This is a genomic window from Phycisphaerae bacterium, from assembly GCA_019636475.1.
Taxonomy (GTDB): Bacteria; Planctomycetota; Phycisphaerae; order UBA1845; family UTPLA1; genus JADJRI01.
On record JAHBXN010000009.1, the window covers coordinates 1 to 20,958 of the forward strand.

Consider the following 20,958-nt stretch of genomic DNA (forward strand, 5'->3'; position numbering starts at 1 on the left):
GAGAGCTATGAAGAAGTCGTCAGCGCACTTGGAATGGCAGCATGTACCTATCCATTTCCGGAAATTTACGACCACCTGCCCTCGGATCAGCGGGAACGGCTGCTTTGGACGCATGGCTGGCTTCTCGAAAAACGTCGTTGCGGAGACGCTCGACAGGCGAGAATCCGCGCCGATCGCTTCAGAGACAATGCCGTAACGCTTCAAGCTAATCGCGTGTGCCACGAGCCGACTGGGTTAGAGTTGATTGAGGAAGGCGAAGAATTCTCCATCGTTGAAGAGGAAATTACTCGCCTTGAACCTTGGGAAGCCCAGATTGTAAACATGCGAATCTGCGAGGAACACTCATTCCGCTTTATCGGCAAGGTGCTTGGCGTAGCCCCGCCTACTGCACAAAGGCGATTCACAGTCGCGTTCGAAAAACTACGTATCGCTGTTCATCGACGCCTCGGCTTTGCATGAGCTAGCGACTTTTAGCGTTCGCGGGGACCCTGTTCTGGCGATAACTTCGCTGACTCCACCGCTTTGGCGTATGCAATTGCGATTTCATGCGGCGCTTCTGGAGAGCGAAGCTCTTGGATAAGCCTCTCACGAATGGCTTCAAGCTCTGCTCGCGCAGAGTCTAGCGACAAGCCGTCAAGATGTCGGTGTCCCACTTTAATTGTGCGCCCTTTGCAATCTCTAAGAGCACTTCGAACTTCGGGCGGCAGCGGTAGCGACAGCTGGGGCATGTGTTTTTCGAGCCCGAATGAAAAAAACGTCTTGATGACGGCTTGACCAAATATCCGCTCTTGAAGCTTCCGGAATTCGTCAATGCGTTTCAGCGCATCATGATCTGGCCTCTCTGTCATCCTCCACAGCTAGCATAGAACAAGCCAAACGGCAATAAAAAAGCCGCACTTTGTTCTCACAATTGAATCTTGCAGCGTTATGGATGTAAGCCCTGTGAGACATGTGACTCACGCAATAGACAATACTTTTTCTCAAAGGAGAACCCATGATTGAAGAATATGTCAAAACAAATGATCCAGATGTAAACCGTGATCCGCGAGTGCCGCTCGTTCTTCTCCTTGATACATCAAGCTCGATGGAAGGCGAGAAGATTGCGCAATTGAACGCGGGACTTCATGTGCTTCGCGACGCGTTGATGGAAGATCCGTACGCGCAACGGCGTGTGGACCTCGCGATTGTCACGTTTGGTGGAACTGTTGCGACAGCCACTCCATTCACGATGGCTCCTGAGTTCGATCCGCCGATGCTTAGCGCGGCGGGGAACACACCAATGGGGACAGCAATTCTCCAGGGCATCGACATCGCATTAGGGCGGCTTGCCTACTATCAGAACCACAAATTGCCGAAAGCCTTCGTTCCGTGGGTGTTCCTGATCACGGACGGGGAGCCGACAGACTCGTACGAAAGAGCCGCGGCGCGCGTGAGACAACTCGACTCCGGTGAGCGGCCCCAGCTTCAATTCTTCGCTGTCGGCGTCGATGGCGCCAACATGCGGAAGCTCGCAGAAATCTCCCGCCGCCCGCCAGTTATGCTGAACGGCGTTAACTTTCGCGATTTTTTTCTGTGGCTCACGATCAGCTTGAGTCGAGTGTCGCAGACGCAGACCGGCGTCAGCATTCAGACCCCAGCCGTCACTTTTGGAACGGTGTATGCATGACCCTGTGGAAGTTCATAGGACATTCGGTCGCGGGCGTGTCACACGAGCGCCATGACATCGCGTGTCAAGACGCCGCGATAATGCGAAGCAGGACTCTTCCCACGGGCGAGCGTTATCTGCTGCTGGCCTGCGCCGATGGGATGGGTTCGGCACGGATGGCTGCTCATGGGTCGAAGATAGCTTGCTCCGCACTGGTTGAGGTGGTCGAACGCAGCACGGCCCGGTGCAGCAGTTGCGATGAACTGATGACGGAGACCTATGCGCGAACATGGTTCGACGAGGTTCACCGGGCTCTTGAGGACGAAGCGGAATTGCTGGGATGTCCGATTCGCGATCTTGCCTGCACGCTACTGTTTGCCTTGTGCGGGCCGAAGGGCTCGGTCTTCGGGCAGCTAGGCGACGGTGTAATCGTCGCGCGAGCGAATGACGGAATCCGGCAGGTGTTCTGGCCGATGCAGGGAGAATTCGCAAACGTCACCTATACCATGACCAACCGCGAACAAATCGAATCAGCCTGCATATGCTCGCTCGAAAACGTGGACGGCGTGATTCTCAGCACCGATGGGATGCAGTATTTCCTGCTCGATTATCCAAAGGAATCCGTTGATGCCGCGTTTGCATCGGGGCTGTTTCGATGGCTTCGGGAAACGGAATGCCCGGAACAGCGGAAAACGGAGATCGACGCATTCCTGCGGTCGGCGAGAGTTACGCAGCGAACGGATGATGACACGACGCTCGTGATAGCAGTTAGAGCTTCCGATGCCGCTTGACCGGGTCATCATTGAACGCGGAGACGTGCTCACGTTCACCGGTGAAGCGATGGTGGGAGGGCAGGGGGAGGTCCGGCGAGTAGCCAATGATCACACGAATGTAGTCAAAATCTACAAGCCGGGCCTTCGCACTGCCGATCAAATCTCGAAACTTCGGGCCATGATCGCCGTTGGCACGCATAACCTTCAAGCGGTGACGGCGTGGCCAACGGCGATTGTGCTTGAACCGCGCCGCCGAATGCCGATCGGATTCGTCATGCCCTTCTTCGGCGGCTCGGTGACGATCGGCGAAATATACAATCCAATTTGCGTCCCTCCAAACTTCTCTCGCCCGACATGGAAGACACTCTGCACCATCGCGCGATCGATGTACTTCATCGCCGAGTCGGTTCATAGGGCGGGCTGCGTGATCGGCGACGTCAACCAAAAGAACTTCATGCTGCGTCCCGATGGCCGAATCCGCCTGATCGATTGTGACTCTTTTCAGATACAGCATAACGGCCGAATCTTCCGGGCGCAGGGCCATGTGCCGGAGTATTGTCCGCCGGAGGTGCAGTGCGGCGCTCATACCGGTCCGATTACGCCCAACCAGGATGCGTTCGGTCTCGCAGTCCTCTGCTATCAGCTTCTTCGCGTCAGCGACAATCCTGGGCTTGGTCTTACTGAACTGAACGGCCCGGCCGAATTATGGAAAAAAATAACGACCGGGCGCGGCAAGGAAATCGTTCCCCGCATTTTCTCTGACCATGTGCCCGCGCGCGCGTTAGGCGAGGCGAAGGTACTCTTCGAGCGGGCCTTTACGGAAGCTAAGAGGCCGTCTACGCAGGAATGGATCGCCTGCCTTTCATCCATCATCCAACGGACTGTCGAATGCAAACGCCGTAAGCAGCATCTGTATTGGCAGCCATATGGACGCTGCCCATGGTGTGAAAAGGCGGCGAAAACCGGAAAGGATATTTTCTCCATCAAGGTACGGCCCCGTTTGCGACGCCGCCCTGTGCCGCGACGGTCTGTCAATCGACCGCGACGGCCATTTCTTCAGCCCATACCGTTTCAACGGGCGGTTGCGCAGCCGCTGAATAGAGCAGGACAGCCAGCGCCAATTAGACAAAGGCGCGTCGCCGTGCTGCCGGCACCGCGACCCTCTCCCGGTACAAAGTTCCTACGCCGCGTAGTTCTATGCTGCATGTTTCTCTTGTTTGCATCTCTGGGCTGCTACAAGGCAACCAAGTTCGCTTTCGCAAAGGCTAAGGAGGCATGGAACCAGGTAACGAATGGACCGGATGAGAATGCCGTGTGGACTTTCGGTGATGATGAGAACCGCTCTATTGAAGTTGAACGTGTTTCGATGAAGGGCAGCCGATACCTGCATCGGCTCAGCACATATGAGCTGGTCGGTGATGGAACGTTCACTCTGGAAGTCGCTGAGGGCACGTCGTCTGAACGATTTCCACTTGGTTTGATCGGCGAACGTGAGTGGATTGGCCAACAATACACACTCTCATCAATTGAGATTTCGGTCGCGCGCGGCCGTTGGGTCCGGCTGGGCGGCAATGACGAGTTCGATTGTTATGAATTCACGGCGGTAAATGGCGCGCGATGGAAGGAACTCGTTCCCTTTCTTGATTCGGCGCAGCTCCAAACGCGACTTGGGGCGCATCGCGTAGAAACCTGGGCTGCCCTGGAACGGGCCCTGACGGAGGGGCGCTGGGTGCAGGGACGCGACGAAGGACGAACACGGGATCGATATTTGTTTCGTGCTGCTCTCATGCATTTCGATCCGACGGGATCATTCATCGAACACCAAAAGTTGTACAGCTCCAATCTGCCAGCCAGTGAACTTAGACGTGTCGATGTTCAGCGCAAGCAGCTCGGAGCGTTAGTTCAAGAGGATGACGGCTGGAAGGAAGTTGTTACCGGGAACTGGACTCTTGGCTTGATTGACGGCGTGCCTCTTCTGTTGCGTTCTTATGACGATGGAAGTGTCTGCGAAAGCGCCCTTATGGACTGGCGGACAAATGAATGGAGAGAAGCGCTGGCGACAGACCGCAAAGCATTCTGTCGAACAAGCTACGCCGTCAACAATTGAGGCCGACGGGATTCCTATTCACAAATGAAAGGTGAGACAATGCTCCGCAAAATGTTGAAGCGATTTCAAGGTGCGACTCGGCCATCTCCGACGGCGAGTCGCGCGATCGGACCTGACGATTTCGACTATCCAATCCTCGACTTCGGAAATGACAATGTCTGGAGATTGCGGGATGCTTATGAGGGACTGCAAATTTTTGGAGCCACCGGCGCGGGCAAGTCCACATCGAGCGGAAAAGCCGCTCTCCATGCTTTTCTAAAAATGGGGATTGGCGGGCTCATTCTAACAACCAAAACGGATGACGCTTCAGTTTACCTCAAGGCGTGCCTGGATGCTGGCCGTCTGGGGGACGTGCGAGTCATCACAACGGGTGAACGCGACTATGTTTTCTATCGTTCCAAGGTTGAGCGGTTTAATTTTCTCAATCGTGAATTGACTCGCGCCGGACCGGGCGGCGGGCTCACACATAACCTCGTCTATATGTTAGGAACGGTCGCGGAGGTGGGGTCCGGCCGGAGCAGCCGGGGAAAAGCTGATCCTTTCTGGGATTTCGCCCGCGACGAAATGCTGGTGCAGGCTATAGAAATTTTGACGTTTGCGCGCGGCCGGCTGACGTTGCCGGAATTGTACGAATTTGTCAGCACCGCTCCCAGCACGCCTGCGATGCTGGAGGCTGAAGTTAGACGCGCTGAAAGCAAACAGCCGGGCAAGTTGTCGTTCGCTTACGAGTGTCTGCGAGATGCTCAAACGAAACTGATGCAACGACAAGTGCCGGATGCAAAATATCGCGATCTGCTTCAAGCCGCGATTTACTGGCAGCGACGTTTTCCCACAATGGGAGCGCGGACCCAGTCGTCGATCATCGCGCACTTCACCGGCATTGCGATGGCGCTGTTGTCGTCTCCGATACGCGAGATCTTCTGTAGCGATCAGCCCGATACGATTCAGCCGTCCGACACATTCACGGATGATACGATCATAATCATTGATTTGCCCGTGAAGGAGTTTCACCACGTCGGCCGCTATACACAGGCCGTGTTCAAATATGCCTGGCAAATGGATTTGGAGCGAAGAGATATTTCCGTACATCCCAAGCCAACTTTCCTATTTGCCGATGAGTCTCAGAATTTCGTAACCAGTTTTGACGCACAATTCCAAAGTACGGCGAGAAGCAAACGCGCGTGTACGGTCTATCTCACGCAAAATCTATGCAGCTATATCGACGAAATGGGTGGTCCCAGCGCCGAGCCGGCCGTGATGAGTCTGCTCGGTAATCTCAACACGAGAGTCTTCCACAGTCAGGGTGATTCTCAAACGAATGATTATGCGTCGCGCTTAGCTGGTCGTGCCTGGCGAATCAGGCGTAATCGCTCTTATACCCAAGGCTCCGATGGGATTGCCAAGTCCATTTTCCAGCCGAGCAGTCCGTCGCATACACGCGGCATGAACGAAGAAGTTATAGATAAGGTGCTATCAGAGACGTTCACACGCTTTCGAACCGGCGGTCGAGCCAATGACTTCAAAGTCGATGCGATGATCTTTCAAAGCGGGCGTACGTGGAACGGACCGCTGGCCGAAAACTACCTCATGCACACTTTCGAGCAAATGCTATGAACAACATTATTCCCGATCCGCGACAATTGGTGCCAAGTCTGGCGACGATTCAGTTTGCCTACACGGTGACGTCAAAACTCGTGGCCGCGCTGATTAACCTCCCGGTGCCGGTGGCCGAAGTTTTTCTAAGACGAGAATTCGGAGCGGCGCGCCTGGGAAACTTCTCATGGCTCAATGCACCGTTCCTGTTCTTGATCGGATGGTTGCTTTCGGGGATTGTGGCGCTGCTGCATCCGCATCAGGCCGCAACGCAAGCGACTTTAGGATTTCTTATCGCGGCCTCGATTCTCTGCGTCTGGCATGAATATGTCATTCAGCGTGCGATGAAAGCTCGCGGTCCCTTGATCGCGGCCGAACCGCACGTCAAGTACGAAGGCGTGCCGTGGCTCGCGTGGCTGTTTCGCAAGCCTCAGTTGGCAGCGCCCTCGATGCTGTTGCTTGAGCCGGCGCTTCTTGTGTTTGCGATACCGTGGCTGATTGAGAGTTTTGATCCTGTATTCGCGGGACTGATGCGATGGCTGGGAATTGCGACGTTTGTCGCCGGACTCCGAGCCTTCAGCGAGCGGCATAAAAACGGTGAATCAGTGGCCGATTGGGCGAAAGAGGTAATGCAGGGAAGGGGCAGAATGCCGTAAGGATTTCAATCGCCGCCATCTCCTCCATCGCCATCACCGAATCCGCCGATCTCATGCTCAAATTCGATGTCGTCGATGAGGAATTGGGCCGAAGCATCCGGCGTGTTGGATCGATAGTAATGGCCCGAGAGAGTAAAGGAGTCTAGCAATATGTCCTGCGCGCGATCGTCGGCGCGAGGTTCGTGGCCTGAAGGTCGGGATTCTTCCGCCTGACGAAACATCGAATCGCTTTCGATGATTCGCAATCCTGTTGGATTTACTGGGTGGCTTTCAGGGTCCGCAGAGGTTGGCGAAGACGATTGATCTTGTTGTGCTGCAAGCGCTTCGGAGCCGAGCATAGCAGAGCCAATCCCAAGAGCGGGAGCGACGCCACGAGAAATGGAGTCGTCGCCCACGTCCTGTTCGATTCGTTGCTGCCAGGGGAATCTCCCTTGCTCACGCGGGCCTTGGTCGCCATTCCATTCCGATTCGGAGACTCGCTCCGCCCAAGTGCCTTGTGATGCGGATTCAGAAGTGGCGCTCATCGAATCGGCGGTAGCCTCGGGCCCAATGTTCGAGGGGGATTCGATCCCCTCGACGCGGACCTGTAACGACTCCATGTCCGTCAATTGAGAGGGAGTTTCGATAGCCACTTCCGAAGCGATTTCTGGCGTTGCCGAGGCAGCTTCTGTCGGGGAGTTCATCAGTAGATTCCGAATGCCCGTGAGTGAAGCACCGCCGCCACCTCCGCCTCCGACAGGTGAGTTTTCCTCGAATGGCTTGTCGGGAAGTTTTTGCTTTGGGGGTTTCATCTGATTACCCATGCTCGTCAATAGAAATAACGCTTGGAATGTTGCTCTGCGAAACATAAAACAGATGCAATTTGTTGCAAGGAATGCTATGTATGGAAATGGCCTCGAACGACAATCAATCCCGATGCAGACCAGTGCGCGAATCGCTTGCCAAGTGCGCGGCATGGGTTCTCGACATGGATCGGAGACTTGCCTCGCCTCACCTATGCGCCGAGAAACGGACGGAAATCGAGAAACTGAAGAGCGACATAATCTCGCATCATGATGCGCTATGGCGGTATCATTATGACCGCGAGACTCTTGCGCAGCGGACGCAATGGAAACAACAGCAAATTGAGTGCATCAAGAGCGGCCTGCAGCAATTGATCGTTTCAGGGACCGTGCCGCGCTGATAGGTGCGCGGAAGTCCAATCAAGTTTTGCTTTCCATTTCCCATCATCACGTCGTTATTTCTATGAAATGATCGACGTAAATCTTGAAACAATGATTCCGCTTTCCAAGGCGTGCCGAGTCGTCAATCCAGGACGGCCGGTACACACGGCAACTATTTGGCGGTGGATAAAGAAAGGTGTCGCTGGAGCTAGACTCGAAGCGATCCGGATCGGTGGCGTGCATTACACGTCGCACGAGGCGATCGCGCGGTTTCTCAAGAGTCTCAACGCCGATAAGCCGAGCGCGGTGCCGGAACCGCCGGATCGACAAGCCGAAAAGGCAATGGAACAACTTGCCGCGCTCGGTTGCTGAACTATGACTCGTGAGCAAACGGCGAGTCATTCCTTCTCAAATTGCGCAGAACGGCTACTTGATTCCCTTTCATATCCCGACAGGTTTCAAGTGGTTCCAAGACAATAGGCTTACCCAATTTTCTGCATAACGGTGTGCGCTATTGCCGTATCCCGTTCGGCGTAGCGCTCGGTCACGCTAAGGTTTCCCAATTGATGTCCTAGCAACAGTCGGGCTGTCTCGATGCCGTGCTCGCGACGGACTTGCGTGGCGAAGTTATGCCGTAGGGCATGGAGCGACCACCGGGGGATCAGCCGTCCCTCAGGGATTTCCTTTCCGGCGGCCGCAAGCCGTCGCTTTGTTTCTACATCGGCCTTATCGCACGCGCTGTGGACCGAACGTCGATAGGAATGCACGTCGTAATGATCCCCGGGCTTCCGTTTCGGCTGCTCGCGTCGATTTGAGCCGGGACGGTTGCCGTACTTTAGCGGCGTGCGGCGCTTGGCGCTCAACTCGGCCCTTCGCACTGCCTCATCCTCATCAGGTCGAAAGATATACTCGGACAGATTCGAGCGAAGCCACGGTCGTAGTATCTCCTGCCCGGTTGGCCCGATGAAGACTTCGCGGATGATGCCGCGATGCTCGGTCTTGTGCAGGGGCGGTCGATAGACCCACACCTTGCCAGTCGTATCAAGGTCGGCCGTTCGCATGATGCAAAGCTCGCCGGGCCGAGCACCGCAGAGCAACTGCAATCGCACCATCGCTTGAACCGGCGGACGCATGAAGGGTAGGACCGCGTCAATAAAATCGGCCGGAACGGGTTTGACTCGCTTTGGTTCCTTCGCCACGGAATCGCCGGCTCGCAGTCCGTCCAGTGAAGACAACCCATGCCACACTGACGGCGGGATGAACTCTTCGGCAACCGCCCATTTGAACGCGGCTTTAGCGATTCGTATTCGATCATTAATCGTGCTTCGCGTCAGCCCCGAGCCGATCATCCGATGCCGCACAGTTGACAGTGATTTTGGTCCGAAGCTTGCTGCGAGCGACAGGCCGTACAACTCGCGGACGACTTTTACGGACGCTTTGATGCGCTCCATGATTTCATGGAAGCGTCGTCGTGGAGCGTATCGTTGCTCACAATGCTCGACGTACTTCAACAGGACTTCGGCAACGCTCAACCCGCCACGAGGAGTGTCGTCGGACAGCGTTCGGCCGTTCGCGAGCCAGCGGCCGACGATCTCCTGGTACAGCTCACGCGACTCCACGGACCCGTGAGTGCCGAGGTAGTGGTCGCGGCCGCTCAGCGTAACGACAGCTTTGCCGCTGGCCTTATGGAGCCGGTAGAGAGGGACTTTTGTTTGTGACGGGGACGCGGTTTTGACAGAATTTCGTGGCATCGGTGCGGTCTCCGGAAGCACGGGACGGTATGTACCGTCCGAATCAAGCTTCAGGCCGCACGACTCCACGCGGAGCCGGTACGCTAAATCAAGCGTTCGGCAGATGTTGTGTCATTGGGCGATGAGGGACTCGAACCCCCGACCCCCTCGGTGTAAACGAGGTGCTCTGCCAATTGAGCTAATCGCCCGCATGATCGACCGGGTTGAACTCGTTCGTATCCTAATCAGCGCGGTCCGGTTTCACAATCCGGGCGGGGCGGGGCATCGCGGGTGAAGGCGATCGGAATTCGAATCTTATCGTGGCGAGCCCACTCAGCGGAGTGGGCCGGCGCCGAGGTCTTCCTCGGTCATCACCGTGAACTGACGATTCAGCAACAGCCTGATGGCCGTTTCGATCTCGTCGGTGTGAATCGCGAGTGCGGCCCGCCCTGTCGGACGGGTGAGCAGAGGATAGGCGTAGTCGATATTGACTTCTCCGGCGAGCAGGGCGGAGCAGATGGACCTCAGTCCATGGCCGGCGGGGACCTCGACCACGACCAATTCGGTCTCGCTGGTGGGAAATCCGCGGCTCTTGAGCGCCTTGACGGCGGTATCATTGTCATCGCAGATGATTCGGACGATGGCACAATCGATGGCATGGACGACGGACATTCCGACGACACGGACGTCCGACCCATCGAATGCCTGGAAGAGTCTGGAGAGGGCACCGACACGGTCATCAAGAAAGACCGATATCTGCCGCACGGTGGGAGATCGAAACTTTCCGGCTGTCTCAAAATCGTATTTTGCTGGCATGACAGTATTCTATCGGGTGTCCGGCGACCCTAAAACAGTAATGTTTGTCCGCCCGACGCGGGTGGGTCCGGCCTGTCACGATTCCGGCCGGGGCCACCACCGGCCATGTGGGGCTTATTTGGCTCGACATCGAGGCGTTGATGCCCGCAGGCTACCCTGAAGAAACGGACCTGATGACCCAGCCGAAGACGATCGACGGAACCCCCGACCGCTACGGCCGATTCGGCCGCTATGGTGGGCAGTTCGTCCCTGAGACGCTGATGGCTGCGGTGAACCAGCTTGACTTCGCCTACCAAGCGGTTCGATCTGATCCGGCATTTCAGAGGGAACTCGACGGCTACCTTGCCAACTACGCCGGGCGTCCGAGTCCGATCTATTTCGCGAAGCGACTGACGGGCCGCCTTGGTGGGGGACGGATCTATCTGAAACGGGAGGATCTGAACCACACGGGCTCCCACAAGATCAACAATACGCTGGGACAGGCGCTTCTTGCGCGCCGAATGGGCAAGTCGCGGGTGATTGCCGAGACCGGCGCGGGCCAGCACGGTGTCGCGACGGCCACGGCGGCGGCGCTGCTCGGCCTGGAGTGCGTGGTGTACATGGGTTCGGAGGACATTCGGCGGCAGCGTCTGAACGCGTATCGGATGGAACTGCTCGGCGCGCGGCTGTCGCCGGTTGAAAGCGGTCAGCGCACGCTCAAGGACGCCATCAACGAAGCGATGCGGGACTGGATCTCGAGCGTTGAATCGACACATTACATCATCGGGTCGGTCATGGGCCCTCATCCGTTCCCGATGATGGTACGGGATTTTCAGCGTGTCATCGGGCGTGAAGCACGGCGACAAATGGTCGAGCAGACCGGCCGTCTGCCCGACGTTATTTGCGCGTGCGTGGGCGGCGGGAGCAATGCGGCGGGCATTTTTCATCCGTTCGTGGATGATGCCGGAGTGCGGTTGATCGGCGTTGAGGCGGCGGGGGAGGGACTGGACCGGCGTCACAGCGCGACGATCTCCCGCGGCAAACCGGGCGTGCTGCATGGCATGCAGACCCTTGTCCTGCAGGATGAGGACGGGCAGACGTTGCCGGTTCACTCGGTGTCGGCAGGGCTCGACTATCCCGGTGTGGGACCCGAACACGCGCACTGGGCAGACATCGGCCGTGTCGAGTATGTATCGGCGACGGATGATGAAGCGCTGGACGCGTTTGAACAGGTGTCCCGGAGCGAGGGCATCATCCCCGCGCTGGAGAGCGCGCACGCCATCGCCCACGCCATGAAGCTGGCGCCGATGCTCAGCGCCGAACAGACGCTGCTCGTGAACCTCTCCGGGCGAGGCGACAAGGACTGCGTCGAAGTCGCCCGGCTGCGGGGACGCGCACTGGAGTGACTCCATGACGACACCTCGCGGCGATGGCAGCCGGATTGATCAGGCGATGCGTTCGCAAGCGCCCGGGTTGTGGCCGTTCGTCGTGGGTGGATATCCGACGCCGGCGGGGACGACCGGCCTGTTGGCGGCGCTGGCGAGCGCTCCGATCCGCGGCATCGAGATCGGCATTCCATTTTCGGATCCGATCGCGGACGGGCCGGTGATTCAGTCCGCGTTCGCGGAGAGCCTCGCGAACGGCACTCGCGTGGCGGACGTCCTGTCGGCCATCTCAGCAGCGCGCCGGTCGGTGGAAGTGCCGATCATCGCGATGGTTTCGGCATCCATTGTGTATCGCCTCGGAGTGCGGGCATTCGTTGAGCGTGCGGCGGCGTCCGGCGTCGATGGGCTGATCGTTCCGGATATTTCACTGGAAGAAGCCTCCGGCCTGGCGGCTGCCACGGGCGACGCGGGGCTCCGGCTGCCGATGCTGGTGGCACCGACGACGCCTGATGAGCGCCGGGAGCGAATCGCCGGGATCGCTTCCGGGTTTCTCTATTATGTCTCGGTGCAGGGTACGACCGGCGCGAGAATGGAGCTGCCGGCCGACCTGGAGGCGAACATCCGGCGTGTTCGGGACGCGTGTGCCATGCCGGTGATGGTCGGCTTCGGCATCAGTCAGCGCGAGCATGTGCGGCGAGTGTGCGCATATGCGGATGGGGCGATCGTCGGCAGCGCGATCGTTCGGGAGATGCAGACGTCGTATCGCGCTGGCGCCGGCGATGATGCGGCAGTTGAATCGGTTGTATCGTTTGTTCGTGGACTGTGCGATGACTAGTCAGTGGCCGCGTGAGCAAAATGGGGTCGTGGCGGCCCCCCCACATTGAAGGAATAACCCCGCAGCTCCGCCACGACGACCCATCCACGATTGCTTCTTTCCCGCCCCGACCACCCCTGCCTCCCCTTGTCCCCCACGGAAAGCCTCGAGAGCTTCGTGCCCCGCGTATTTGAAATATGTCGTCGCCACTGCGACACGCGCGCCCCCCCCGGCGCGCGGTCGCTCCCACTCCCCTCCCGCGTCACGATTCGACATTCGCCGCGTCCGTCCGCGATCTCGCAGCGTGTACGCCCCTGTCGGGCGTGCGATGCGATTCGGATGCATGACGCGCGGCGGCGTCCTTGCAGGCGCATCGGACGGCATCCTGAATCAGCAGAAAGTCGCTCGACGGCGCGTCATGCGGATGCGTACCCACCCTCCGGTACACGATTGATTGCGATGCGCACACCATCTCGCGACTCCCTGCTGGAAGTTCGTTTACTCTCGCGCGGACCGCCCCGATCCCGGCCGGTCTGGCCGCCGGGATGGCGCGGGAATCGCGCGATAGAACGCCTCTTTCCACAAGTTGTTCGTTTCGTTGCGCGACGGCCGCCAGAGTACTTGGCGACAATCGACGGGGGCGATGGGAGACGTGCGAGGTCGTTCGCCCCTCTCGCGAGCCGCGCTCGAGCATACGACCCGCGCTCGATACGGCCGAGAGCATGAGAAATCCACTTCGCGTTGCATGGCGCCGGGGGCTTCACGCTGGGTGTCGTCGCCCGACCGCGCTGCTTATGGGCCTCTTGAAGTATTGTTCCTCCCCGTGTGTCAAAGGCAAGTCGTGCGCCATTTTTTTTACGATGCGCGCAGAGCCACAGAGGCGTTTTCCGAGAATTGCGGCTTGTCGCCGTCGCGGGCGAATTCCGCGACCAGTCGGCTGTTTTCGCCGATAAGGCAGTAAGGATTCGCGTGGAATCGCGCCGCGAATCGGAATACACTACATTAACAGTCGATCGCGACAAAGCGGCAATCGATCTGTGTGCGAGAACAAACACCGTCGCCCGGCCGGCGGCCTCAGCGGCCCAGTGGCGAGCGACGAACGGAAGCAGCGTACGATGGAACTCGACGCCATTCGCGCCGAAATGCCGGTCACACGGCACTACAACTTCTTGAATCACGCGGCGGTCTGCCCGATCTCCGGCCGCGCCGCGGCGGCCTTGCGGCGATACGCGGACGAAGCCGAGCATCACGGCCACACGCGCGGCGAGCTGTACCCGGTCACGAAGCGCACGCGTCTGGTCGCGGGAAAGCTGCTCAATTGTCACGCCGAGGAAGTCACGTTCATTCCGAGCACGAGTCACGGGATTTCGCTGGTCGCCAACGGGCTGCAATTCTCCCGAGGTGACAATATTGTGACATCCGGCGTGGAATTTCCGGCGAATATCTATCCGTGGATGAATCTGCGTGCACAGGGCGTGACGCTGAAGATGGTGCCGGAGGACAAGGGTCGCATTCCGCTGGAGCGGCTTGTCGAGCTGATCGACGACCGAACGCGCATTGTCACCATTTCCTCCGTACAGTTCGGCAGCGGGTTTCGCACCGATCTGGCAAAACTGGGCACGATCTGCCAGGAGCGCGGCGTGCTCTTTTTCGTTGATGCCATTCAGTCGCTCGGCGTCATGCCTGTCGATGTCCGCGCCATGAAGATCGACTTCCTGGCGGCCGACGGGCACAAGTGGCTCCTCGGTCCGGAGGGCGCGGGACTGTTCTACTGCCGCCATGAATTGCTCGGTCTCTTGCGGCCGACGACCGTCGGATGGCTCAGCGTGAAGAACTCCATGACTTTCGGCCAATATGACATGGACTTTCGCGATGACGCCCGGCGGTTCGACTGCGGCAGCTACAACCTCGCAGGCATCGCGGCGCTGGGGGCGTCCATCGAGTGGATTCTGGCGCTTGGCATCGACAAGGTCTGGGAGCGCGTTCGATCGCTGACGGACCGCGTGGTTGCCGGCGTTCGGAACAAGGGCTATCGCGTGGTCAGTTCGCGTGAGCCGACTGAAGCGAGCGGCATCGTCGCCTTCGTGTCGGATCAGCACGACCACACGCGCATCGTGAACCACCTGCTCCAGGAATATCGCACCGTGGTTGCGGCTCGCCTCGGCCGCATCCGCGTGAGTCCCCATTTCTACAATTCCGAAGACGAAATCGATCAACTGATTGAGCATCTGCCGAGCCATTGAGCGGGCGTTCAATTCCCGCGCGGCAGACGATAGGGAGCGAGTCGCCGCAGCCGAGACGGCATCGCCGTAAGCGGTGGGGCTTCCGCCGCGCCGTAGCTGGTCAGGATGGGGCGATCGGGCCGATAGCCGTGCAGGTAGAAAGCAACCCGCACGTCGTTGCCCGGCACCTGATCCAGATAATTCGCGATGCGGTGCTCGCCGTCGGGTGACAGGTACACCTCTTCGTAGGCGACCGGATCATCCGGCCCGATCAGATCGCCGGTGGAAGACTGACCGAAATCGCCGATGTACATCGTCCTGTCACGGCCGCGAATGAGCATCTCCACCAGCACGATGCTTCGGAGGTTGCGCCGGGTCGCGTAGTCGGCGAATTCTCGCGCCGTCCGATTGGGATTGAGCGCGATCAGCCCGTGATCGCGCGTCACTGCCTCGTCGAACAGCTCGTCCGAGTAATCGAGGGGATGAATGCCGATGACTTTCACTTCAGGCATGACGAGCGATTATATCCGCACGAGGCCGGAGAGGATCACCCGGGGGTTCATGTCCGCGGAGCTTCGCTGACGATTCGCGATCATCGGAAGACGCAGGCATGATCGACCGACCACCAGCCGTTCTCTTCTCCGACGCTCAGGTAGGTGACCACCGCCCGCAGATCCGACGACAGGGGGATGTCGAACGCATAGACCTTGTCCGCGGCATGGAATTCGCGAAAACAACCCATGCGTTCCATATCGGACAACATGCCGGTGATTCGGCTGACGTCCTCGAAGGTGACACGAATCGTGCTTCGGCCGGACGGTCGAATGAGGCGTTTGAAGATCAGGCGGCCGTCAAGCTCCGTCGCCTCGATCACATCCAGCCTGGCGTAACCGCTGACGAAGAACGGCGTGTTCCGCAGGCTATAGGTTCCATCGTCGTTTCGGGAGGCCCAGAGCGGTTCGAAGTTTGAAACCGCTGCCCCATCATCTTCTCGATCGATCGGGAAATGAATTTCAAAGAGGCCGGGCTCCGGAGGCTGGTGCATTCGATCATCTGCTCCCGTGTTTGCAGCCCGTTTCGGCTGTCAAGCGGAGATGTTATCGGCGGCCAATTATGGATCCAATAGTCGGAGGCCCCACTTCAGGAAAAATCCTACGAATCGTGCGAATAGTCACATGGGCCATGCAACGGGAGGGTGTGTGGGCTGCTAAGCGCTCTGTTTGCGAATCGTCATGTCAAAGGACTGCACCATATTCTTGTGCAGTGACGCGCCGATCAGCAAGTAGGTGCCTGCGACAACGACAGACATGATCGAGGCAATGGCGCGGTACTTGTCCAGTTCAGCGGCGCTGATCGTACGGCCGCTGAATGCAGCGTTCACCGGATCGAGAACGATGCCGAAGGCGGTGACGGGTGTGATCGTCATGAATGCGGCAATCAACCCGCCATCGGCATTGGCGCTCAAGGTGCTGAAGGGGCATATCGAGGCCCCGCCGAAGACCATCAGGACAACAGCCATCGCGGTGAAGACCGCATTGATGGTCTTCTTCTGCCGAATGGATGCGCGCAGGCCGATCATGCAGGCAAAGAGCGTGAAGGCGACGAGCAACAGGGGCACGGTAATCAGCGCCTCCCAGTGAACCACCGGCTCACTCGACGCTCCGAACAACCTCCCGGCGAACAGATCCCGCAGAATGAACATCACGACCGACGCATACGGGACGAAAAGCAGCGGACCCGCGGCAACGACGAGCCCGCGAATCTTTCCATGGATGATCTGAGAACTGGTCAGCGGCGTCGCAAGCACCAGCTCCAGCGTGTTCGACTCTTTCTCGCGGGTCATGGAGGTCGCGGCCGTGGTGGTTGCGATGAAGAAAGCGATTCCCACCTCAATCATGACGAGGGTGTAAAGCCAGGCCTTCACCTCGATCAAGGACATTGCGCCATTGGCGTACAGCACAACCAACAGCAGTGCCGAGGCCATGCCAACAGCCAGCAGCGTGATTCGCGTCAAACTGCCGCCCCCCTGCGCCGCACCGGTCACGGATTCGCGCCAGGCGATGGGATTGCGCAGGACGTGGCGTGGTTTGCGTCCCCGGTTGGGGGCATTCTCCTCCGCGGGCTGCCGCTCGTTCGGCGTAATGCTCTCCGGCGGTTCCCGGCGAAACAGCTTCGAGAAGAAAGAGGGTTCTCCTTCCTTCAGACCGCGCCGAACGAAGCACAGACTCGCCGCCAACAGAAACACGGAGGCGATTGCCGAGAGCGTCATGAACGCGTACTGCGGATAAGCGAGCAGTTGCTTGATCGGAAAGCCATAATGCGAAACGGCGCCGATATCTGGCGCGGGCGTTTCACCCAGCACCACGCGCATCGCGAGAAACGGATGAAATGCGGCAAGCCAGCTCATTCGGCTGAACTGTCCCGGAGCAGGCGTCGACTCCGGGGGAATGAACCAGTCCTGTATCCCGAGGGCGTAGACGCAAATCAAATAGGTGGCGATTGCGAGATAAAAAGAAAAAATCGTACGGCCCGTTCCGATCTTGATGACGCTGATGGCGATTGCAAGCGTGCTGGTGATGAGCGCCGTCGCGGCAGAGAGGAAGATGGACTGCGCGATCTTGTCGCCGGTGACGCCGCCATAGACCATCAGGATGCAGAAGAGCGGGATGCCTGCTATCAACAGTACCAGCACGAAATAAAGCCGGCTGAGCAATGAGCCCAGAACGATCTGGGCATTGGACAGCGGGGTGGACAGCAGCACGTTGAATGTCTGGGAGTCCTTCTCCTGCGTGATTGCCGCGGCCGCAAAAACGGGAGCAATGACGCAGATCATGAAGAGCTGCATCAACGAGACCCATTTGAAGACGGATGTCGCACTCTTGGCCAGCACGGCGAGCGACGCATTGGCGCCGGGATGGGTCAGCAAAACACCCAGGATCGTGACGGCCCCGAGAACGAACAGATAGCCCGTGCGGATCCAGAAATGCCGATCTCGCCGACCTCCGGCGAGCACGACGCGCAGGAAGATCGGATTTGCGGGAACGAGCCGCCAGAACCATCGGCCAAAGTCTGAGAGTGCACCGGCCATTGAATGAAGCGCAGTTGCAAAAAGTAGTCCGCCCGTTCCCCCTTCGATCAGGCTGGTGAAGCCGCAGGTCGTTCGGCCGGGCAGGCACGGTCAAAGTTCCGGATACGATGTTAGCCCCGCCAATCGCCTCGAACAAGCCGAACGAAGTGTGGCCGGCCGTCAGGGGCCTTTTTGCCCGGCCAGCCAGTTTCGCCAGGCAGAGGCGTCGAAGCCGAAGTTCTGCCCAGTGATGGCGATGAGCGCCTCCTGCACCTCGGTCCGGTGAACCATGAGTGTCTGCGTCTCAACGGTCTGGATCGTCCCGATCAGAGTGCCTGGACCAAGACACCCGATCGTCGCCGGCTGATATCGAAGCAGCCTCGTGCCTGAGTGATAGCGAATGATTCCGCCAAACTCGCAGCGCACGCCGTCAAGGAACACGGGCCGCGCAACGGACACCTTCTGACGGGTCTCCTTTGACAGAACATTGATCAGATCCTCAACAGCCGAACCGGCCTTGAGCACGCCTAACGCGACGGCCGCATGGCGGATCATCGCTTCTTCGTCGCTGTACAGGGCATTCACCAGCCGGTGCACCACGCGGTCGTCATCACGCGGGCGGAGCGCTGCCGCGGCGCTGCTTCGTACCGTCGCCGCGGGATCGAGGAGCGACGCAACCAGCAGATTCATCGTGGCCTCGTCCTCGGGAAACCGTGAGAGCGATTCCACCATCAGCAACCGCGTCTCGACCTGGCCGGTGCTGAGGACGCCCGCCAGCGCCGGAATTGCCAGGGGATCGCGAATGGCGAGTATCTGTTCGCGCCCGTCCTTGAACAGATCCGCTTGATGGGTACCGCCGGCACCGCCGAGCCGGCCTTTGTGAAGCGCCTTGATTTTCACGAACCAGCTCGTGACCAGTTTTCGGACGAGCCGGTCTTCTTCGGCCGCCTGCCGACGCTCGCGGCGTTCCTGTTCGGAAGGCGCGCGTGCCGACCCGGGCTTTTTCCAGCGGCCCTTGTCATCCCGGACATAGCCGAGCTTTTCGCGCGCGGCGGCATGATTCGGGTCGAGCTGAATCACACGCTCCAACTCATCGCGAGCTTCGGTACCCAGATCGTGCCGATCGCACCATTGGGCCAGCTTGAAATGAGCGTCCGCGGTGCTGGCACATTTCTTGCGTCGCTGCTCATACATGGCCCACGGCGAGCGCTTCGCGATGATCTTCGTCACGCGGTCTTTTTCGAGATCGACAATGCCCAGCCGCGTGCGAAGCCGGTACGCCTCCGGAAGATCCTCGAGAAGCTCCGCTTCGATTTCGTCGCCGGAGGTTGTCACGAAAATGTCGGCCCGGGACGCGGACGCGGCCCACATTGAGACGAGACCGGCGACAAGCAGTGTCGTCGCACGAATCACATTGCCCGACCGCCGATTCGATCCGGAGAAAGCGCTGCACGGTATGATTTGGTCGATCATCCGAATTCGCTCCGCGACGATGGCGAACCGGCAATGGGTGATACAGTGCATCAAAGTCCACCTCCCGGCTTAATCATCAATTATACTCTCAAGGCAGGTCAGGTGCGGACCCGGACGAAGTCGCCAGGCCCCACCCGTCGCCGACGTATCAACCCGCTGCGCCGAATTCGAGCGTCGCATGGAGAACCTGTCCGCATGCCGATGCTTCCACTGATCGTCGATCCGGGGCGATATCGCCCGTGCATTCAGGACCTGCTGACCGACGGTGATCGCGTGCGAGAGTACTGGCTTTCGCTCTTTGAACGGCACATCGACACGCTTGCGGCGCTGCCGGTCAACGGCAGTCGGCTGGATCAATGCCCCGCATGGCATGCGTTTCGCGAAGCCTATCTGGACGGAATCAATCGGCTTCGCGCGCAGCCCGACGCGCGCGGCTGTCTCACCGTACTGGAATTGACACGATACCGCGACGAGAAGTTGGCGGAATTCTCGTTCGGCGACCCGTTTCACGAATTGAAGCTGCGTGAGAACGAGATCGCCATTCGCCAGTATCCGAAGGTGGTGGCCGACCTGGATGCGATGGTCCCCGGACAGCGTCACATCGAGTTGATCCGGGGATTGTTCGCCGGGAATCTGTTCGACATGGGCTCGAAGGCGGCGGTTGCCGCATTCGCGCGAGACGGCGGCGTTGATTTTGCGACGGCGCGGTCGCGTGTCCGTTCCAGACCGTGGGCCGTGGACGATCTGGACGCATGGTTGCATCGCATCGAATCGAATCGATATCGGCAGTGCCTTTTTTTCGTCGACAACGCGGGGCCGGACATCGTGCTGGGCGTCATGCCGTTCGTTCGCGAGCTATGCCGGCGCGGAACGCAAGTTGTCCTTGCCGCCAACAGCGCACCGGCGCTGAACGACGTGACGGCCGCGGAGTTGTCGGTGCTGCTCGATCGCCTGCGAGGAATCGATGCGTCACTGATTCACGGCGTTCGCGTGGTGGCGTCGGGCTGCATGTCGCCGCTGATCGATCTCGGGCAACTCAGCCGGGCGTGCTGTGATGCGGCAGCGGAGAGTGATCTGCTCGTGCTTGAAGGCATGGGCCGGGCGATCGAAAGTAACTACGATGCGCGGTTTTCAATCGATACGCTGAAGATCGCGCTGGTCAAGGATTCGATGGTGGCCGAGATTCTCGGTGTCGAGTTGTTCGAACCCGTCTTTCGGTTCGAGGCGCCAAAGAAATGACAGATGGCGAGACTCGTGTCTGCGCGGTTCATCGCCGAGCGGACCGGTGTCCACATCGGGGAGACCGTTGAAAATCGCCGGAGGGATGTGTTCTTCGAAGACCGCGCCCGGAGGGACTCGAACCCCCAACCCCCGGTTCCGAAGACCGGTGCTCTGTCCAATTGAGCTACAGGCGCATTCAGCGGGCGGATCACGATCTGATGAGTTCCAATGCCGCCCGGCATTTGTCCCCGACGACCGCGATGCAGTCCCAATCTGAAGATTCTAACGTAGCCGATATCGTCCCGATCGACAAG

The 20,958-nt window shown here is 59.0% G+C and carries 18 protein-coding genes and 2 tRNA genes; 11 read left to right on the forward strand and 9 right to left on the reverse strand.

Going from position 1 to position 20,958, the window contains the following annotated elements:
• The 6 genes from KF841_13890 to KF841_13915 all read left to right on the forward strand — a co-directional run.
• On the forward strand, nucleotides 1-459 hold a 459-nt coding region (locus KF841_13890; protein MBX3396450.1), incomplete at its 5' end, for a hypothetical protein.
• A gap of 535 nt (nucleotides 460-994) precedes the next feature.
• Nucleotides 995-1,666 (forward strand): VWA domain-containing protein, encoded by a 672-nt coding sequence (locus KF841_13895; protein ID MBX3396451.1) that lies wholly within the window; start codon nucleotides 995-997, stop codon nucleotides 1,664-1,666.
• Complete coding sequence (locus KF841_13900; GenBank protein MBX3396452.1) at nucleotides 1,663-2,436, forward strand: protein phosphatase 2C domain-containing protein; 774 nt, start codon at nucleotides 1,663-1,665, stop codon at nucleotides 2,434-2,436. The genes KF841_13895 and KF841_13900 overlap by 4 nt, the downstream gene beginning before the upstream one ends.
• Nucleotides 2,426-4,525, forward strand: a complete 2,100-nt coding sequence (locus KF841_13905) for a hypothetical protein (protein MBX3396453.1) — start codon at nucleotides 2,426-2,428, stop codon at nucleotides 4,523-4,525. The genes KF841_13900 and KF841_13905 overlap by 11 nt, the downstream gene beginning before the upstream one ends.
• 165 nt (nucleotides 4,526-4,690) lie before the next feature.
• A complete protein-coding gene (locus tag KF841_13910) occupies nucleotides 4,691-6,139 on the forward strand; it encodes a TraM recognition domain-containing protein (GenBank protein ID MBX3396454.1) in 1,449 nt (482 codons plus the stop codon).
• Nucleotides 6,136-6,774, forward strand: coding sequence for a hypothetical protein (locus KF841_13915; GenBank protein MBX3396455.1), 639 nt, complete (start codon nucleotides 6,136-6,138; stop codon nucleotides 6,772-6,774). Before KF841_13910 ends, KF841_13915 begins: the two co-directional genes overlap by 4 nt.
• Nucleotides 6,775-6,779: 5 nt before the next feature.
• On the opposite strand, the gene KF841_13920 is transcribed toward KF841_13915, so the two are convergent.
• Nucleotides 6,780-7,577: a hypothetical protein gene (locus KF841_13920; protein MBX3396456.1), complete on the reverse strand. Its 798-nt coding sequence runs from the start codon at nucleotides 7,575-7,577 to the stop codon at nucleotides 6,780-6,782.
• 447 nt (nucleotides 7,578-8,024) lie between these two features.
• Between KF841_13920 and KF841_13925 the strand changes: the two genes are divergently transcribed.
• Nucleotides 8,025-8,309: a DUF1580 domain-containing protein gene (locus KF841_13925; protein MBX3396457.1), complete on the forward strand. Its 285-nt coding sequence runs from the start codon at nucleotides 8,025-8,027 to the stop codon at nucleotides 8,307-8,309.
• A gap of 110 nt (nucleotides 8,310-8,419) precedes the next feature.
• On the opposite strand, the gene KF841_13930 is transcribed toward KF841_13925, so the two are convergent.
• From KF841_13930 to KF841_13940, 3 genes are all read right to left on the reverse strand, one after another.
• Nucleotides 8,420-9,688: a site-specific integrase gene (locus KF841_13930; GenBank protein MBX3396458.1), complete on the reverse strand. Its 1,269-nt coding sequence runs from the start codon at nucleotides 9,686-9,688 to the stop codon at nucleotides 8,420-8,422.
• Nucleotides 9,689-9,803: 115 nt separating this feature from the next.
• Nucleotides 9,804-9,876 (reverse strand) — tRNA-Val (locus tag KF841_13935).
• Nucleotides 9,877-10,000: 124 nt separating this feature from the next.
• Nucleotides 10,001-10,483, reverse strand: a complete 483-nt coding sequence (locus KF841_13940) for an acetolactate synthase (GenBank protein ID MBX3396459.1) — start codon at nucleotides 10,481-10,483, stop codon at nucleotides 10,001-10,003.
• Nucleotides 10,484-10,656: 173 nt separating this feature from the next.
• Here KF841_13940 and trpB point away from each other — a divergent pair, with 173 nt between their 5' ends.
• The 3 genes from trpB to KF841_13955 all read left to right on the forward strand — a co-directional run bounded on the left by trpB (nucleotide 10,657) and on the right by KF841_13955 (nucleotide 14,904).
• The gene (gene trpB / locus KF841_13945; protein MBX3396460.1) at nucleotides 10,657-11,868 is read left to right on the forward strand and encodes a tryptophan synthase subunit beta; all 1,212 of its coding nucleotides are present in this window, start codon (nucleotides 10,657-10,659) and stop codon (nucleotides 11,866-11,868) included.
• Nucleotides 11,869-11,872: 4 nt separating this feature from the next.
• Nucleotides 11,873-12,682 carry a tryptophan synthase subunit alpha gene (trpA, locus tag KF841_13950; GenBank protein MBX3396461.1) on the forward strand — a complete coding sequence of 270 codons (810 nt, stop codon included), beginning with the start codon at nucleotides 11,873-11,875 and terminating at the stop codon, nucleotides 12,680-12,682.
• Nucleotides 12,683-13,776: 1,094 nt separating this feature from the next.
• Nucleotides 13,777-14,904, forward strand: coding sequence for an aminotransferase class V-fold PLP-dependent enzyme (locus KF841_13955; GenBank protein MBX3396462.1), 1,128 nt, complete (start codon nucleotides 13,777-13,779; stop codon nucleotides 14,902-14,904).
• Nucleotides 14,905-14,912: 8 nt separating this feature from the next.
• Here the strand turns inward: KF841_13955 and KF841_13960 are convergent, their stop codons facing one another.
• The 4 genes from KF841_13960 to KF841_13975 form a co-directional block, all read right to left on the reverse strand.
• On the reverse strand, nucleotides 14,913-15,395 hold the full coding sequence (locus tag KF841_13960; protein ID MBX3396463.1) for a hypothetical protein: 483 nt from the start codon (nucleotides 15,393-15,395) through the stop codon (nucleotides 14,913-14,915).
• 80 nt (nucleotides 15,396-15,475) lie between these two features.
• Nucleotides 15,476-15,928 carry a DUF4265 domain-containing protein gene (locus KF841_13965; GenBank protein MBX3396464.1) on the reverse strand — a complete coding sequence of 151 codons (453 nt, stop codon included), beginning with the start codon at nucleotides 15,926-15,928 and terminating at the stop codon, nucleotides 15,476-15,478.
• 162 nt (nucleotides 15,929-16,090) lie between these two features.
• On the reverse strand, nucleotides 16,091-17,971 hold the full coding sequence (locus tag KF841_13970; protein MBX3396465.1) for an ABC transporter permease subunit: 1,881 nt from the start codon (nucleotides 17,969-17,971) through the stop codon (nucleotides 16,091-16,093).
• 159 nt (nucleotides 17,972-18,130) lie between these two features.
• Entirely contained in the window at nucleotides 18,131-19,423 is a 1,293-nt protein-coding gene (locus tag KF841_13975; protein ID MBX3396466.1) for a HEAT repeat domain-containing protein, read from the reverse strand.
• Nucleotides 19,424-19,618: 195 nt separating this feature from the next.
• Between KF841_13975 and KF841_13980 the strand changes: the two genes are divergently transcribed.
• Entirely contained in the window at nucleotides 19,619-20,662 is a 1,044-nt protein-coding gene (locus KF841_13980; protein ID MBX3396467.1) for a DUF89 family protein, read from the forward strand.
• Nucleotides 20,663-20,764: 102 nt separating this feature from the next.
• Here the strand turns inward: KF841_13980 and KF841_13985 are convergent.
• Nucleotides 20,765-20,838, reverse strand: a tRNA-Arg gene (locus KF841_13985).
• Between the last annotated feature and the right edge of the window lie 120 nt (nucleotides 20,839-20,958).